The 14,152-nt window shown below is 58.2% G+C and carries 16 protein-coding genes, 1 rRNA gene and 1 pseudogene; 17 read left to right on the top strand and 1 reads right to left on the bottom strand.

Going from position 1 to position 14,152, the window contains the following annotated elements:
* From rrf to MHX61_RS07435, 16 genes are all read left to right on the top strand, one after another.
* Window positions 1-111, top strand: a 5S ribosomal RNA gene (gene rrf / locus MHX61_RS07360); the annotation flags it as partial.
* A 210-nt stretch (window positions 112-321) separates the two neighbouring features.
* Window positions 322-771 (top strand): hypothetical protein, encoded by a 450-nt coding sequence (locus MHX61_RS07365; RefSeq protein WP_239193851.1) that lies wholly within the window; start codon window positions 322-324, stop codon window positions 769-771.
* Window positions 772-773: 2 nt separating this feature from the next.
* Window positions 774-1,133: a hypothetical protein gene (locus MHX61_RS07370; protein WP_239193853.1), complete on the top strand. Its 360-nt coding sequence runs from the start codon at window positions 774-776 to the stop codon at window positions 1,131-1,133.
* Between the two features lie 79 nt (window positions 1,134-1,212).
* Window positions 1,213-2,022 (top strand): tetratricopeptide repeat protein, encoded by an 810-nt coding sequence (locus MHX61_RS07375; RefSeq protein WP_239193855.1) that lies wholly within the window; start codon window positions 1,213-1,215, stop codon window positions 2,020-2,022.
* Window positions 2,022-3,005, top strand: a complete 984-nt coding sequence (locus MHX61_RS07380; protein WP_239193857.1) for an HAD-IIA family hydrolase — start codon at window positions 2,022-2,024, stop codon at window positions 3,003-3,005. The genes MHX61_RS07375 and MHX61_RS07380 overlap by 1 nt, the downstream gene beginning before the upstream one ends.
* Window positions 2,996-3,157 (top strand): hypothetical protein, encoded by a 162-nt coding sequence (locus MHX61_RS07385; RefSeq protein WP_162837280.1) that lies wholly within the window; start codon window positions 2,996-2,998, stop codon window positions 3,155-3,157. The genes MHX61_RS07380 and MHX61_RS07385 overlap by 10 nt, the downstream gene beginning before the upstream one ends.
* The gene (locus tag MHX61_RS07390; RefSeq protein WP_239193859.1) at window positions 3,157-3,963 is read left to right on the top strand and encodes a TlyA family RNA methyltransferase; all 807 of its coding nucleotides are present in this window, start codon (window positions 3,157-3,159) and stop codon (window positions 3,961-3,963) included. The genes MHX61_RS07385 and MHX61_RS07390 overlap by 1 nt, the downstream gene beginning before the upstream one ends.
* Window positions 3,960-4,844, top strand: a complete 885-nt coding sequence (locus tag MHX61_RS07395) for an NAD kinase (RefSeq protein ID WP_239193861.1) — start codon at window positions 3,960-3,962, stop codon at window positions 4,842-4,844. The genes MHX61_RS07390 and MHX61_RS07395 overlap by 4 nt, the downstream gene beginning before the upstream one ends.
* Window positions 4,844-6,514 (top strand): DNA repair protein RecN, encoded by a 1,671-nt coding sequence (recN, locus tag MHX61_RS07400; RefSeq protein ID WP_239193863.1) that lies wholly within the window; start codon window positions 4,844-4,846, stop codon window positions 6,512-6,514. The genes MHX61_RS07395 and recN overlap by 1 nt, the downstream gene beginning before the upstream one ends.
* A 10-nt stretch (window positions 6,515-6,524) precedes the next feature.
* Window positions 6,525-7,685 (top strand): putative cytokinetic ring protein SteA, encoded by a 1,161-nt coding sequence (gene steA, locus MHX61_RS07405; RefSeq protein WP_239193950.1) that lies wholly within the window; start codon window positions 6,525-6,527, stop codon window positions 7,683-7,685.
* Between the two features lie 3 nt (window positions 7,686-7,688).
* Window positions 7,689-8,591: a copper transporter gene (locus tag MHX61_RS07410; protein WP_005324664.1), complete on the top strand. Its 903-nt coding sequence runs from the start codon at window positions 7,689-7,691 to the stop codon at window positions 8,589-8,591.
* Between the two features lie 3 nt (window positions 8,592-8,594).
* Complete coding sequence (locus tag MHX61_RS07415; RefSeq protein WP_005324666.1) at window positions 8,595-9,233, top strand: NUDIX hydrolase; 639 nt, start codon at window positions 8,595-8,597, stop codon at window positions 9,231-9,233.
* Window positions 9,230-10,120 carry a site-specific tyrosine recombinase XerD gene (xerD, locus tag MHX61_RS07420; RefSeq protein ID WP_239193865.1) on the top strand — a complete coding sequence of 297 codons (891 nt, stop codon included), beginning with the start codon at window positions 9,230-9,232 and terminating at the stop codon, window positions 10,118-10,120. The genes MHX61_RS07415 and xerD overlap by 4 nt, the downstream gene beginning before the upstream one ends.
* Before the next feature lie 12 nt (window positions 10,121-10,132).
* The gene (locus MHX61_RS07425) at window positions 10,133-11,137 is read left to right on the top strand and encodes a hypothetical protein (RefSeq protein ID WP_239193867.1); all 1,005 of its coding nucleotides are present in this window, start codon (window positions 10,133-10,135) and stop codon (window positions 11,135-11,137) included.
* Window positions 11,138-11,264: 127 nt separating this feature from the next.
* Window positions 11,265-12,137: a ParA family protein gene (locus tag MHX61_RS07430; RefSeq protein ID WP_204611443.1), complete on the top strand. Its 873-nt coding sequence runs from the start codon at window positions 11,265-11,267 to the stop codon at window positions 12,135-12,137.
* 6 nt (window positions 12,138-12,143) lie between these two features.
* Window positions 12,144-12,941, top strand: coding sequence for a ScpA family protein (locus MHX61_RS07435; protein ID WP_204609166.1), 798 nt, complete (start codon window positions 12,144-12,146; stop codon window positions 12,939-12,941).
* On the opposite strand, the pseudogene MHX61_RS07440 reads toward MHX61_RS07435, so the two are convergent.
* A pseudogene (locus MHX61_RS07440) lies at window positions 12,938-13,504 on the bottom strand (GNAT family N-acetyltransferase). The gene MHX61_RS07435 and the pseudogene MHX61_RS07440 overlap by 4 nt on opposite strands.
* An 88-nt stretch (window positions 13,505-13,592) precedes the next feature.
* Here MHX61_RS07440 and scpB point away from each other — a divergent pair.
* Window positions 13,593-14,147 carry an SMC-Scp complex subunit ScpB gene (gene scpB, locus MHX61_RS07445; protein WP_239193869.1) on the top strand — a complete coding sequence of 185 codons (555 nt, stop codon included), beginning with the start codon at window positions 13,593-13,595 and terminating at the stop codon, window positions 14,145-14,147.
* The last annotated feature ends 5 nt before the right edge of the window (window positions 14,148-14,152 follow it).

A 14,152-nucleotide genomic window follows, 5' to 3' on the forward strand; every position in this document is an offset into this window, starting at 1 on the left:
GTCAATAGCTGCAGGGAAACGCCCGGTCCCATTCCGAACCCGGAAGCTAAGCCTGCACACGCTGATGGTACTGCAACCGGGAGGTTGTGGGAGAGTAAGTCACCGCCGACACCAAACAACACAACAAAATACAGAAACAATGAAGCCGTAGAAGACAACGCATACTATAAAGTGCCAAGGTCTTCTACGGCTTCATTCGTCGTTTTGCCGCGATTTCCTGTGAAGCCAGGTTGAGGGCTATTCCGAATGATGTCCTGAAGAGCAAACCTTCTCGTTGCATCTGCGATACACTTACTCCCTCGATGGTTTGGGAGGAAGCGCATGTGGTTCGATGGTTATCATCAGCAATTTGGTAAACGCCTGGAAGAGTTTCACGCGGTTGCGATTCCTGCGATGCTCGCGGAACTCTCGCCAGAGCAGGAAGAGCAAGTCACTCAGGGTGCCAAAGAATTTCCGTTCGACGCGGTGCTAGACGTTTTAAACTCCAAGCACAGCTACGAAGACAAGGAATCCCGAATACTGGCTATCAGCGGTACATGGATGAATGCTGCTTCCGGTAGCCAGTGGGCTCTAGGCCCATTGAGCAGCACAGCATACTCGGAACGGGTAGGCATTGGGGTTAGATGGGGTGAGATTGCATTCTCACCACTTTTGAATGTCGCAGAAAACCTTATTGATGCGTATCCGACTTGGCCAGGCGTGCTCAGGGAATTCGCTGAGAATCAAGAAGATGGCCGTGATTATTTCTCGCAACGGCTTAAGGAGATTTAGCGGTGTCTGACTTTTCTTCTGAAAGACCGCTAGATGTTTCTGGAACCAAGGTCTTATTCGGTATCGGCACCGCGCTGCCGGGCTCTGTGCTCTTGTCTATTTGGCGTGAAGGTGGCAGTGAGGGCTGGTGGGACGCTGCGACTGGTGCGGTCTTGATTCTGCTCGCAGTGATTCTTCTCGTTCGGGCTGCATTGAGGAAGGCGGTGCGTCGTCAAGCGCTGTGGGGCCTGCTATTTGTTGTCTACGGTATTCTAGGCGCGCTGCTTGTTCCGAGTGGTCTCAGCCGCTTCTTTACGGTGTGTGTCTGGGTTAATCTGATGAATTTCGTTTGGCTAACGCTGCGGCAGCGCGTCCGGATCTAAATTCCGGCTTTTTGTTTGCGGGTTGTAGAATAGGGCCGGTATTTCTGTGCTAGTTCCAACCAAGAAAGGGTAGGGCTGAATGTCGGAGCGCAATCACAATGGGCGAGGCGGACGTGACCGCAAGCCACGCAATAATAAGGGCCGGGACTTTAAGGGCGATTCCCGTAAGAAGAAGTCTTTTTCGCCGCAGCGCTCCGGTTACCGTGAGGAACGCATTAACCGTCGCATGAGTGACCCAGACATCCCGGCAGAGGTAGATGTCAACGACCTGGACCCGATGGTGCTGCAGGACCTGAAGTCGCTATCGAAAGAGAACTCCGAGGCCGTCGCTAAGCATATGATCATGGCTGCGACCTGGATGGAAGATGATCCTAAGCTCGCATTGCGGCATGCGCGTGCCGCTAAAGACCGCGCTGGTCGCGTCGCAATTGCCCGTGAAGTCAACGGAATCGCTGCGTATCGTGCGGGCGAGTGGAAGGAAGCGCTTGCTGAGCTGCGTGCCGCGCGCCGCATTTCCGGTGGCCCCGGAATGCTTGCAGTAATGGCGGATTGCGAGCGAGGCCTCGGTCGTCCGGAAAAAGCCCTGGAGCTAGGCCGTGCGGATGAAGCATCGGAACTTGATGAAGAGTCCAAGATTGAGCTGGCAATTGTTGTGGCCGGCGCTCGCCTAGACATGGGGCAAGCTGAGTCCGCGGTTGTCACTATTCAGCGCGCACATCCTGACCGCGATGCCCGGGGTGTAAGCGCGTGCCGTCTTGCTTATGCCTACGGTAATGCTTTGCTCGAAGCAGGCCGGAAGGAAGAGGCACGGGACTGGTTTGAGCACGCAGTTTCTATTGATGAAGGCGACTGGACCGATGCTGCCGAGCGCCTTGAGGAGTGCAAGTAGTGACGGTTCTCAGCAAGCACGACGCTCTGCTTCTTGATCTCGATGGCACCGTGTGGGAAGGCGGCCGCCCGCTTTCTAACGTGGTGGACGTCATCAACACCTGCGGAGTGCCGGCAGTGTATGTGACCAACAATGCTTCGCGCAGCCCACAGGCAGTGGCGGAGATGCTGGCGGACATCGGGCTTACCGCGGGTACGGAACAGATCGTTACCTCCGCGCAAGCGGTCCTCCAACTAGCGGCGGAGGAGGTCCCAGCTGGGGCGAAGCTCCTTATCATCGGTGCCGATTCCCTCCGTGACTTGGCCCGCGACATGGGCTTCAAGGTAGTCTCCAGCGCCGATGACAAGCCTGCTGCCGTAGTGCAAGGCTTTGACCGCTCGGTTGGCTGGGAACACTTGACTGAAGGTGCCTTGGCCATTCGCCAGGGGGCCAAGTTCTTTGCTTCGAATCTCGATACCTCCCTGCCAATTGAGAGAGGTCTTGCTGTGGGTAATGGTTCTCTGGTTGCCGCCATCCAGTCAGCCACTGGTGTAGAGCCGGTATCTGCTGGCAAGCCCGAGCCGGCCATGTTTACTTTTGCGGCAAAGCAAATCGGCGCGAAGAAGCCACTTGCTGTGGGCGACCGTCTGGATACCGATATTGCAGGTGGTAACTCTGCTGCAATGGATACCTTCCATGTGCTCACCGGCGTTTCTGGTGAGTTGGAGCTGATTGAAGCACCCGTGGAGGCACGCCCTAACTTCATTGGCGCAGGAATGCACGAGCTGGCCCTTCCTGTCTCCGTGGCTCGTCCCGGAGCACAGGGTGGATTTACGGCGCGGTGCGATGGGCATGACCTTCTGCTCGAGGGCGGCGACGAAAAGGCTACCTCCGTGCAGGCATTGCGCACCGTGTTGGAAGTTGCATGGGCCATGCCGTCCCCGCCGCGCTATATTCAGCCGCGGAGCGAGCGTGCGGAAAAGGTTGTTGCGCAATGGCGGTAAAGCCGCACGACTTTCGAGCCGTCAAGGAGCCGGCAGAGATCGATGCGGAAGTAGCAGAGATCCTTGGAGAAGACGCAGCGGATTTGTCCGCTGAAGTAGATCAGCTTGATCGCGCTCACAATGTGTTGCGCGATGCATTGCAGGAGAATTAATGCCCCCTCAACGTCGTAGGTTAGATGCGGAGCTGGTGCGCCGAAAGATTGCGCGGTCACGTGAGCAGGCACGGGAGATGATTAAGTCCGGCCGTGTCACGGTTGGTGGCTTCAAGGCGCACAAGCCGGCGTCGATTGTAGAGCCCGAGGTTTCCATCAAGGTAGAGGAAGCCGAAGAAGACAAGTGGGCTTCACGTGGCGCTCACAAGCTTTTGGGCGCCTTGGCGGCGTTCGACGTCGACATGAACGGCCGCATCCTCGATGCCGGCGCTTCTACCGGTGGCTTTACGGACGTGTGCCTTGTACACGGTGCGCAGGAAGTGCTGTCTGTCGACGTGGGCTATGGGCAGCTGCTATGGCGCCTGCAAAACGATGATCGCGTAACCGTTTTAGACCGTACGAATATCCGGAATTTAACGCTGGAGCTTACCGACGGCCCCTGCGACGGCATGGTAGGCGACTTGTCTTTCATTTCCCTCCGCTTAGTATTGCCGGCCATTGTGGATTGTCTGAAGGACGGCGCTTGGTTGTTGCCTATGGTGAAGCCGCAATTTGAAGTGGGCAAAGAGCGCCTTGGAAGCGGTGGAGTGGTTCGTTCGCCGGAGTTGCGTAAAGAAGTTACTAGGGAAGTAGCTGAATTTGCGCTGTCCCTGGGGCTTAGCATGCATGGGGCTGTTGCATCCCCGCTGCCTGGGCCAAGCGGCAATGTGGAGTACTTCCTGTGGCTGAAAAAGGACGGTCAGCCAACAGATCTGGCTAGAGTGGAAGAAATGATTGACCGCGCAGTCGAGGAAGGCCCACAATGACACGTGAGATCCTGTTGGTGCCTCATGCCAACCGGCAACAGAACTTGGAGGCCACGTCGCGTGCAGCAGAACTCCTACAAAGTGCAGGAATTACTGTTCGAGTGTGCGCGGACGAAAAGGTACTGCCGGGATTAAAGCACGTACCTCACACTGAAGATGCGGCCGCAGGGTGCGAATTGGTGTTGGTTTTAGGCGGCGATGGAACCTTCCTCCGTGCGGCCGACATGGCGCGTGCCGTAGATATTCCGGTACTGGGCATTAACCTAGGCCACGTGGGGTTTCTGGCCGAGTGGGAGGTCGAATCCCTCGATCAGGCCTTGGTGCGAGTCATTGAAAAGCGCTACCGTGTTGAAGACCGCCTCACCATTGATGTGTCCATCTTTGATGAGGAGGGAACCCTTCTTAACCGCAGCTGGGCTTTGAACGAGGCTTCGGTAGAAAACCAAAACCGATCTGGAGTGCTAGATGCGATCTTGGAAGTGGATCGCCGGCCGGTGTCGTCCTTTGGCTGCGATGGGGTGCTGATCTCCACCCCCACCGGATCCACCGCCTATGCGTTTTCCGCAGGTGGTCCGGTGTTGTGGCCCTCTCTGGATGCAATTTTGGTAGTGCCGAATAATGCGCATGCGCTGTTTACCAAGCCATTGGTTGTATCTCCCAATTCTTTAGTGGCCGTCGAATCGACGATGCGCACGACTCCAGCCACCGTGATATTAGATGGCTTCCGCGAATTTGCGATGCCTCCAGGGGCACGTGTGGAAGTAGTGCGAGGCGAGCGTCCGGTGCGGTGGGTACGCTTGGATGACCAACCTTTTACTGACCGTTTAGTCTCGAAGCTGCGCCTGCCCGTAGAAGGGTGGCGCGGGCCGAAGGAGAAGTAATGCTCGTCGATATTTCCATCAATGATCTGGGTGTTATTAGCCAGAGCTCTGCGGAACTATCCGCGGGCCTTACCGTGCTTACCGGTGAAACCGGTGCGGGTAAGACCATGGTGGTTACTGGTTTAAGGCTCTTAGCCGGTGGTCGCGCGGACGCCTCCCGGGTGCGCGATGGCGCGAAAAAGGCCGCAGTAGAGGGGCATTTTTCTTCCGCAAAGGACTCGATCCGTGAGTTGGTGGATTCGGTAGGCGGAGAGCCCGACGAAAATGGCGAGTATATCGTTTCACGCACGGTCTCTGCAGCGGGAAGATCGCGGGCCTATTTAGGCGGCCGTGCAGTACCGGCTGCAACCCTGGGCGAGTTCGCGCGCGAGCTTATAACGGTCCACGGACAAAATGACCAGCTGCGTTTACTTGCGCCCGAGGAACAACTGGGTGCGGTAGACCGTGCGGATCCGAAATTGGCGCGTGTGCGGGAGCGCTATACCGAAGCCTTCAAAGAGTGGCGCAGCCTTGCCAAGGACTATAAGCGGCGTACGGAGCAGCGCCGCGAGTTGGCGCAGGAGGTTGACCGCCTGCAATTCGCCGTCGATGAGATCGATGGTATTGCCCCAGAACCCGGCGAGGATGAGGAACTGGTGCAGCTGGTTCGCAAGCTGCAGGACGTCGATGGGCTGCGCGAGTCCGCGGAAATCGCATTGGCTTCCATCGATGGTACCGAGGAACTGGAAGAGGCCGCCTCGGCATTGCTAGGCCGAGCGGTTTCTGCCTTGGCGGGATCCACCGATAAGGAACTAGCGGCCTTGGGCGAACGGCTCAGCGAGATCTCGACGCAGTTGGGCGATATCTCCGGCGAGCTCGGTGGGTATCTAGCCGGACTTCCGGCGGATCCGCACCTGTTGGAAAAGTCCCTCCAGCGGCAGCAGGAATTGCGCACGTTGACTAGGAAGTACGCGGGGGATATTGATGGCGTGCTCGCCTGGCGCAATGAGGCAGCGGCAAAACTGGAGTCCATGGATACCTCCACAGAAGCCCTGGAGGAGCTGAAAAAGCAGGTCAAAGACGCCGAATCGGTGATGATTGAGCGGGCAGGGGAGCTGACAAGGGGGCGTCGGAAAGCGGCGAAGGCTCTGGGCGAGCAGGTAACGCAGGAGCTCCACGGCTTAGCCATGCCGAATTCGACTCTGACGGTCGAGCTCACGCAGGCGAAATATTCAAAGTCCGGCGCAGACGCGGCTGAGCTGCAATTGAATGGTAAGCCGATCGCCTCTGCTGCCTCGGGCGGCGAACTCTCCCGTGTCATGCTGGCCTTGGAGGTCGTGCTGGCAGACGAGGACGGTGCCACCTTAGTCTTCGATGAGGTCGATGCCGGCGTGGGCGGGCGCGCAGCGGTAGAGATCGGCCGCCGCCTGGCGCGCTTGGCGGTGCATAACCAAGTGATTGTGGTAACGCACCTGCCACAGGTCGCAGCGTACGCGGATGCGCACCTGCATGTATCGAAGGAGAAATTTACCTCTGGCGTGGCCGAGCTTTCGCAGGAGGAGCGCGTGGAGGAATTAGCCCGCATGCTGGCAGGGTTGGACGATACCGAGACCGGCCGCGCGCACGCGCAGGAGCTTTTTGAGCGCGCGCAGGAAGAAGCTTCCGCGCGCCTCACCCACTCGAAACCATAATCACGCCACAATAAGGCCCATGGCTCTGTTTTCCCGTAACCCCGAGCAGTCTGGTGCACTGCGCGATTGCACTCCAGGCGCTAAGGGGATGAAAAAATTTAGTGAAGGCGACGTCGCCGTAATTGATGCGGCTAATATCTCTCGCCACGAGGCTCAAACTCTCGTAGACCTTAAGCCCTCCGCCGTCATTAACGTGGCGGAATTTTCTACCGGCACGGTCCCTAATTATGGCCCGCACATGTTGCTTGACGCCGACATTACCCTCCTTGAACGCGTTGGCCAGTCCTTTGTCTCCGAGTTCAAAGAAGGCAAGAAGGCGCGTATCGGGGAGGACGGCACCGTCTTTAGCGGCGATAAGGCGCTCGGCACCGGCCGCGTGGTAACTCGTGAGCGAGCAGAAAAGAACTTCACCACGGCCCAGGGCGCGCTGATTGACCACATGGAATCCTTCTTTGGCAATTCCATTGACTTTATTAACTCGGAAGGCCCGCTGCTTATCGACGGCCTCGGCGTCCCCGCCTCCGGCTCCGAAATCGCCGGCCGCAAGGTTGTCCTCTTTTCGCCTACCGATAGGCACCGCGAACAGCTCAAGCAGCTACGCAACTTTATTCGCGAGTATGAGCCGCTGCTGATTGCTGTGGGAGCAGCGGCAGATTCGTTGCTGGCCCAAGGGTATAAGCCAGATTTCATTATTGGGGATCCCAATAGCGTGAGCGATGAAGCTCTGCGTTGCGGCGCCCGCGTAATCGTTCCTGCGGACCCAGAAGGGGAGGTAGAAGGCCTCGACCGCATCCAGGACCTTGGCATTGGTGCGATGACCTTCCCCGCGGCAACGCATTCAGGTACCGACCTGGGCCTGCTCTTTGCGGACTACCACGGCGCCGATCTTATTGTGCAGGCCGGCGGCGGGGTAGACCTCGATGATATCTTTGCGGACCGCACCAACCCCTCGGCCGTGCTGTCCCGCCTTAAGGCCGGTACCAAGGTGGTTGACGCCGATGCGGTAATCAATCTCTACAGTGCGCCTTCCTCCAACCTCGGCTGGCTGTGGGCAGTGCTGGGCATCTTGGTTGCCATTGCGGCGGTCATCCTCATCGTCGGCTTCGGCGGCAGCCAGGACTTTGCTAGCAACCTTAGCGAAACCTGGTCCAGCCTCTTTGGGGGCGCATAGGGCATGGCAAAGACTGAGCTTGTAGCAGGCTTGGGCTTCGGCGCCGCGGTTGGCGTAGCCTTAGGCGCTCTAGTGATTGCGCCGAACTTGACCACCAGCATGGCAGACGACGATCCGATCCGCGAGGAGCACCGCAAGGTGGTCCAAGACAATAAGATTCTGCAGACCCAAAATGACGCCAGCGACAAGATCGTGGCCGATTCTGGAGCGGAAATGGTTGATGGAGCCTTGTCGCAGCGCCCAGTGCTCATTGTGACCACCGATGACGCCAATGGCGGCGACGTGGACGCTATCCGGAAGCTCTTGAAGTCTTCCGATGCCACCGAGGCCGGCGAGATTAAGCTGACCAAAGATTTCTTGCGCCCCGAAACTAAGGACAAGCTGCTTCCCATCTTGAAAGATACTGCGCCCAAGAAGGCAGATATCAAGGACTTGGATTCGGCCGGAGCCCTTGGTGGTGAGGTGCTAGGCACTGCGCTGTCTATGGATCCTGAGAGCACGAAGCCTTTGGCTTCAGTGGAAGAGCGTGCAGACGTGCTCCATAAGCTGCGCGACGAGGGTTTCATTGATTACGAAGATGGGACCATCGTTCCTGCCCAGGCCATTATCGTGGTCTCTGGCAATGGCCTGCGTGGTTACCCGTCCAGCGCGCTGGCAGAATTTGCCACCGGGTTGGATGATGTCAATGGGTCCGTGGTGTTGAGCGGGCGCACCAAGCAGACCCAGGATGATAAGGCGCTAGCCCAGGTGCGGGATCAGGACGCGGAGCTGTCTACGGTCGATAGCACCGAACGGGCAGTGGAGCGCATTGCGGTCATTCTGGCCACCCAGGAACAACTTGATGGTGGCCAGGGCGACTATGGCGCCACCGAAACTGCTGACTCCGCCTTGCCGGGAAAGGAATAGCCCATGGCGCATGATTTCAAGGTGCTTGATTCGCAGCTGCTTGTCGAAGCTCCCATTCTTGCCCTCCGCCGCGACGAGGTAGTCATGCCCGGCGGCGTTTCTGCCTCCCGGGAAGTAGTCGAGCACTTAGGTGCTGTGGCCGTCGTGGCAGTGGACTCAGACGAGCGTATTGCGATGGTGTATCAGTACCGCCACAGCGTGGGAAAGCGCCTGTGGGAACTGCCGGCGGGATTGCTCGACGTACGCGGTGAGGATGAGCTGACCGGCGCCCAGCGTGAACTGCAGGAGGAGGCCGGCCTGAGCGCGCAGACGTGGTCCGTGCTGACGGACCTTGTCACCTCTCCGGGTTTCTGCGAAGAGGCGGTTCGCGTATTCCTTGCCTCGGAGCTTTCCGACGTCCCCCGGATGGAGGCTACCGGTGACGAAGAAGCCGATATGGAAGTCGCCTGGGTGGGCCTCGACGAGGCCGTCGACAAGGTGCTGCGCGGTGACATCGTCAATTCCATTGCCTGCAGCGGTATCTTGGCCGCCTACGCTGTGCTGCGCGGCGGCAAGCAGACCCGCAGCGTGGAGGAGCCGTTCGACCTTCGACCTACCTCAATGAGCTCCCGCCGCACGGGTGCGGACCTAAAGCAGCTGTGAGTGCGCTCGAAAACATAGCGCAGACGTGGCTTAATCATCTAGCAGTCGAGCGCGGCGTGTCCGCCAATACCTTGAGCAACTATCGCCGCGATGTCCGCCGCTACCTTGCGTGGCTGGGGGATAACGGGGTAGAGGATCTGCGGTCGGTGACGCGACCGATGGTGGAGGCTTATCTTAAAGACCTGCGCTCACACATGGCTGTGTCCTCAGCCAACCGAGCGCTCATCGTTGCTCGCGGGCTGCATAAATTTGCCGTGTCAGAAGGCGTAGTGGACGTCGATGTTGCGGTTGGGGTAACCCCTCCGCCAACCGGGCAGCATTTGCCGGAGACATTATCGGTAGACGAGGTCACCGCCCTCATTGAAGCGACTCCTACTGAGACCCCAGTAGATGTGCGCGACCGTGCCCTGCTGGAGATGCTCTATGGCACCGGTGCGCGAATCTCAGAAACTATCTCCCTAAACGTTGATGACGTGTCCTCCGCGCAGGAGGTAATACGCCTGCGGGGCAAGGGAGACAAAGAACGGATTGTGCCAGTGGGCTCGCATGCCCGCCAGGCTCTCGATGCCTACTTGGTGCGGGCGCGACCGGCGCTGAGCAAAGGTAAGACGCCGGCGCTGTTTCTCAATACCCGCGGTGGGGCTCTATCGCGTCAAAGTGCGTGGACTGTGTTGAAGACTGCAGCGCAGCGGGCCCAATTGGGAAAGTCCATTTCTCCGCACACCTTGCGGCATTCTTTTGCGACGCACCTGCTTGAAGGCGGCGCAGATGTGCGCACCGTGCAAGAATTACTGGGACATTCTTCGGTGACGACAACGCAAATATATACTCACGTCACTGCCGATTCCTTGCGCGAGGTCTGGCGCACTGCGCACCCCCGTGCCTAAGAAAGGACCTATATGTTTTCAACTCGTGTAGCTGGTGCGGTGCTATCTACCGCATTGATTTTCCCAGCGGTGGCACACGCCCAGCTGCCTCCGGAAGTAGAGGCTGCCATTGCCGCTCCCATTTCGGTTCCTGCCGGCCAGACCACGACTGTAAGCCTGCCCGTGCCGGCCGAAGCCAACTACTCCGGCGATGGGTGGAACGTGTCTGCCTCAGGTACCTCCGCTACCATCACCGCCCCGGCAGATGGCGGCCAAATCTCGGTTCCTGTCTCCGCCCAAGGCATGAATGCAACCCTGACGCTGGTAGCCGATGGGTCGGTCGCACAGGAGGACATTCAGGAAGAAATTGACGGCGCGGAAGGCGGCCCGAACCCAGCGCCAGCGCCGGATCCGGGCTCTGATAAGCCGGCTCAAGGCGACAAGGCGCCAGCCGGAAACGATGCCGAGGGCGGAGATGACAGGCCCGTGCCGGCGAAAGAAGATAGCAACTTGCCTGTTGTTCCAGGCAAAAAGCCGGAGCGCAAGCCTGCTGGGGAAGCCAACCTTGACGGTGCGGAATACGTAAACCTCGAATCCAAAATCGAAGGCAATACTATTACCGCAAAGATGGGCCTCAAGCAGGCCTATGACCTCTACCAGCAGTTCAAGGACACGCAAGAAAATGACGTCACGCTGCGCTACCTCGATGGCGAGGGCAATATTATCCAAGGCGTAGAGCGTGACGTGGACGCCTCTTCTCGAACCCTCACGCTGACCTATCCGGAGGGCGAGGCGCCTGATAATCCCTTTATTATGCAGTTGCTACGCAATGACGGTTCTGGGGCCGCACTCATCGTCACGCTGCAGGACCCTAACTATCAATCCGCCGCGGAAAACCTCGATGAGCGCCAGCAAAAGGACCCCGAAGAAGACGGCGGCTCACATTTGGGCTGGATTATTGGAGGGGCAGCCGCGGCGGTACTCATCGCACTCATAGCTTTGGTGGCAATTCTCAAACGCCGTTCTAGTCAACGCTAAACGCTTGATATAGGCTAAGTCTCGGTACTTTTAACCTGTAACGGGTACGCTTTAATGACAACGTTGTAATCAACCCTAAGCCAAGTGTCATGGTCCGGAACTTGGCGTCAAGGAAGCAGGTGTGACTGTGAGCGAAGAGGGTCTATTTTCTGCCTCTGACGTAGAGGTGGGGCTGACCGGTCGTCCTATCCGTGAGCTACCGGAACCCGCACCCTTGGAAAAGCATGGGCCGGCCACCATCATTTCGATGTGTAACCAAAAGGGTGGCGTAGGCAAAACCACCTCAACCATCAATATGGGCGCCTGCTTGGCCGAGTATGGCCGTAAAGTCCTCTTGGTTGACCTTGACCCCCAGGGCGCGCTTTCGGCGGGGCTTGGGCTCACGCATGACGATATCGAGGACACCATCTATGACGTGATGCTCGATAGCCACACCTCTATTCATTCGGCTATCCAGCACACCGGGGTATCGGGCTTGGATCTGGTGCCGGCGAATATCGACCTTTCCGCCGCGGAAATTCAGATGGTCAATGAGGTCGGTCGCGAGCACACCCTTGCCCGCGCCCTGCGTCCGGTGCGCCGCGATTATGATTTCATCATTATTGACTGCCAGCCCTCCTTGGGCCTGCTTACCGTCAATGCCCTTGCTTGCTCACAGGGTGTGATCATCCCTATGGAGTGCGAGTTCTTCTCCCTGCGCGGTTTGGCGCTGTTGACCGATACCGTGGAAAAGGTTTCTGATCGCATTAACTTTGACCTTGAGGTCATGGGAATCCTAGTGACCATGTTTGATCGCCGGACCAAGCACGCCCGGGAAGTTATGTCCCGGGTGGTGGATTACTTTGGCGATAAGGTCTTTGACACAGTCATTACCCGGACCGTTCGGTTCCCAGAGACTTCGGTGGCCGGCGAGCCGATTACTACCTGGGCGCCAAGCTCCCCGGCCACACAGCAGTATCGGGACCTGGCCAAAGAAGTCATTGAGCGCTCGACCGTTTAAGGTATCGTGACCCAGCCGGAGATTACGGGCTTTCGCATTGCACTGCGGAATTTTGAGGGCCCTTTTGACCTGCTTTTGCAGCTTATTCAGTCCAAGAAGATGGACGTGACTGACGTTGCGCTGTCAGAAGTAACGGACGAATTCGTGGCGTATACGCGCCAGCTGGGAGAGTCCGCTGATCTGGATGAGACCACTGATTTTTTATTGGTGGCAGCTACGCTCTTGGATTTGAAGGCGGCGCGGCTTCTGCCGCGCGGTGATGTCGACGATATTGAAGACTTGGAACTGCTGGAGTCGCGCGACCTCCTTTTTGCCCGCCTGTTGCAGTACAAGGCTTATAAGCAAGCAGCGGACCAATTCGCCGTGTGGCAGCGCGAGGCACAGCGCAGCTATCCGCGTGCGGTTTCCATCGAGGAGAAGTTCGCCGAGCTTTTGCCTCCAGTTTCGCTCGGCCATACGCCGGCCAGCTTTGCCGAGCTAGCGGCCGGCGTGTTCCGCCCCAAGCCACCGGAGGAGGTAGCAACCGGTCACGTGCACTCCGTAGCAGTATCTGTACCGGAGCAGGCCGGCAAGATTTTGGAAACACTCAAGCTACTCGGTGCGGGCCAATGGACCAGCTTTGGTGCGCTAACCCGCGACTGTACGGTTTCTATGCAGGTGGTAGGCCGTTTCTTGGCCCTGTTGGAGTTGTACAAAGCCAAGGCGGTTGATGCACAACAAGAAGAAGCGCTGGGTCAGCTGGACCTATCGTGGACAGGCTTGGATGTTGACCCAGCGGTAGTTGCCGCAGCGAACTGGGACTAAGGCCGCTGCTGGATGAAATCCAGTGTATCGGGGGAGAGCTCGCGGTCGGAGTAGACGCGTACGTCTGGTTCCTCGGGGTTGTCCTCGGTGCCTATGCGGCGCCCTTACCATACTTGTTGGAGCCCTTGCTTTTCGATGACCCGGATGGCCGCCGGGTGATTTGTGGTCACGCGGGCGGTAATGGGGGAGTTGGGGTCCACCTGGCGGATGCTCTTCACTGCCTCAGAGGTGATCTCGGTGGCAAAACCTGCACCCCAGTGGGCGGGGCGCAGGCGGTATTTGATGTCCCAGAAGTTTCCTTCTTCGACGAAGATGGCACCGCCGACGCCGACGAATTCCGAAGGATTGTGGCGCATATACGCGGCCCAAGGACCGAAGTGGTGGGCATCCCACGACTGGGAGGATGCTTGTGCGAGTGCGCGCGTGGTGCGGATGTCAGCAAAGCGCCCGTTCGGGCGGTGGCTCCAGATACGTCCGTCGCTGTAGACCTTGTGGGTCTCTTCGGTATTAGCGGCGGATAGCGGGATGAGGATGAGTCTGTCGGTGCGAGTGATAGTTTCCATGACAATATGTTAGCCGAGTCACAGTCGCGAGCGAAAGTGATTTGAAGAATTTTCAGCGATTTTTTCTTCTCCAGTAAACTCGGAGGCTATGGATCTTCCCCTCATCTCGCAGCTGCGTTCCCGTCTTGAGTCCATATTGCTCGTGCTCGACTCCCCAGCCTCTGTGGAGCTATTGGCGCGTGCGCTGGGGGCGGAAAGGGACGTTGTTAGTGATTGCTTACGCAGCATTCAGCGGGAGCTAGATAATCGCGGTTCTGGTATCGACCTGCGCGAGACCCAAGAGGGGTGGCGCTTTTATACGCGCACCGAAAATGCCGGTGCGGTAGAAGAATTTCTCTTGGATGGCGCCCAAACCAAACTCTCCCGTGCTGCCCTGGAGACTTTGGCGGTGGTGGCCTACCGTCAGCCCGTCACTCGCCAGCAGGTGGCGGCGGTTCGCGGCGTCAATGTCGATGGCGTAATGCGGACCCTTAACCTGCGCGGATTGGTCCGGGAGCTGCCGCAGGATGATTTTGAGGGCGCCGCACACCGGTACGAGACAACGGAATTGTTTCTCGAGTTATTGGGGATCGATTCTTTGGAGCGCCTGCCTGACTTGGCACCGCTGTTGCCTGACGTCGAGGCGATCGACGAAGAGTACTAGCGTGG

Origin of the sequence: Corynebacterium sp. ACRPF (assembly GCF_022347395.1) — a bacterium.
GTDB classification, from domain to species: Bacteria; Actinomycetota; Actinomycetes; order Mycobacteriales; family Mycobacteriaceae; genus Corynebacterium; species Corynebacterium tuberculostearicum_D.

What these genes read in the sequence shown, in the direction of transcription:
- MHX61_RS07365 (WP_239193851.1), top strand. Translation starts at nt 322, where the DNA reads ATGTGGTTCGATGGTTATCATCAGCAATTTGGTAAACGCCTGGAAGAG.
- MHX61_RS07395 (WP_239193861.1), top strand. Translation starts at nt 3,960, where the DNA reads ATGACACGTGAGATCCTGTTGGTGCCTCATGCCAACCGGCAACAGAAC.
- scpB (WP_239193869.1), top strand. Translation starts at nt 13,593, where the DNA reads ATGGATCTTCCCCTCATCTCGCAGCTGCGTTCCCGTCTTGAGTCCATA.
- MHX61_RS07385 (WP_162837280.1), top strand. Translation starts at nt 2,996, where the DNA reads ATGGCGGTAAAGCCGCACGACTTTCGAGCCGTCAAGGAGCCGGCAGAG.
- recN (WP_239193863.1), top strand. Translation starts at nt 4,844, where the DNA reads ATGCTCGTCGATATTTCCATCAATGATCTGGGTGTTATTAGCCAGAGC.
- MHX61_RS07410 (WP_005324664.1), top strand. Translation starts at nt 7,689, where the DNA reads ATGGCAAAGACTGAGCTTGTAGCAGGCTTGGGCTTCGGCGCCGCGGTT.
- MHX61_RS07375 (WP_239193855.1), top strand. Translation starts at nt 1,213, where the DNA reads ATGTCGGAGCGCAATCACAATGGGCGAGGCGGACGTGACCGCAAGCCA.
- MHX61_RS07415 (WP_005324666.1), top strand. Translation starts at nt 8,595, where the DNA reads ATGGCGCATGATTTCAAGGTGCTTGATTCGCAGCTGCTTGTCGAAGCT.
- MHX61_RS07390 (WP_239193859.1), top strand. Translation starts at nt 3,157, where the DNA reads ATGCCCCCTCAACGTCGTAGGTTAGATGCGGAGCTGGTGCGCCGAAAG.
- MHX61_RS07425 (WP_239193867.1), top strand. Translation starts at nt 10,133, where the DNA reads ATGTTTTCAACTCGTGTAGCTGGTGCGGTGCTATCTACCGCATTGATT.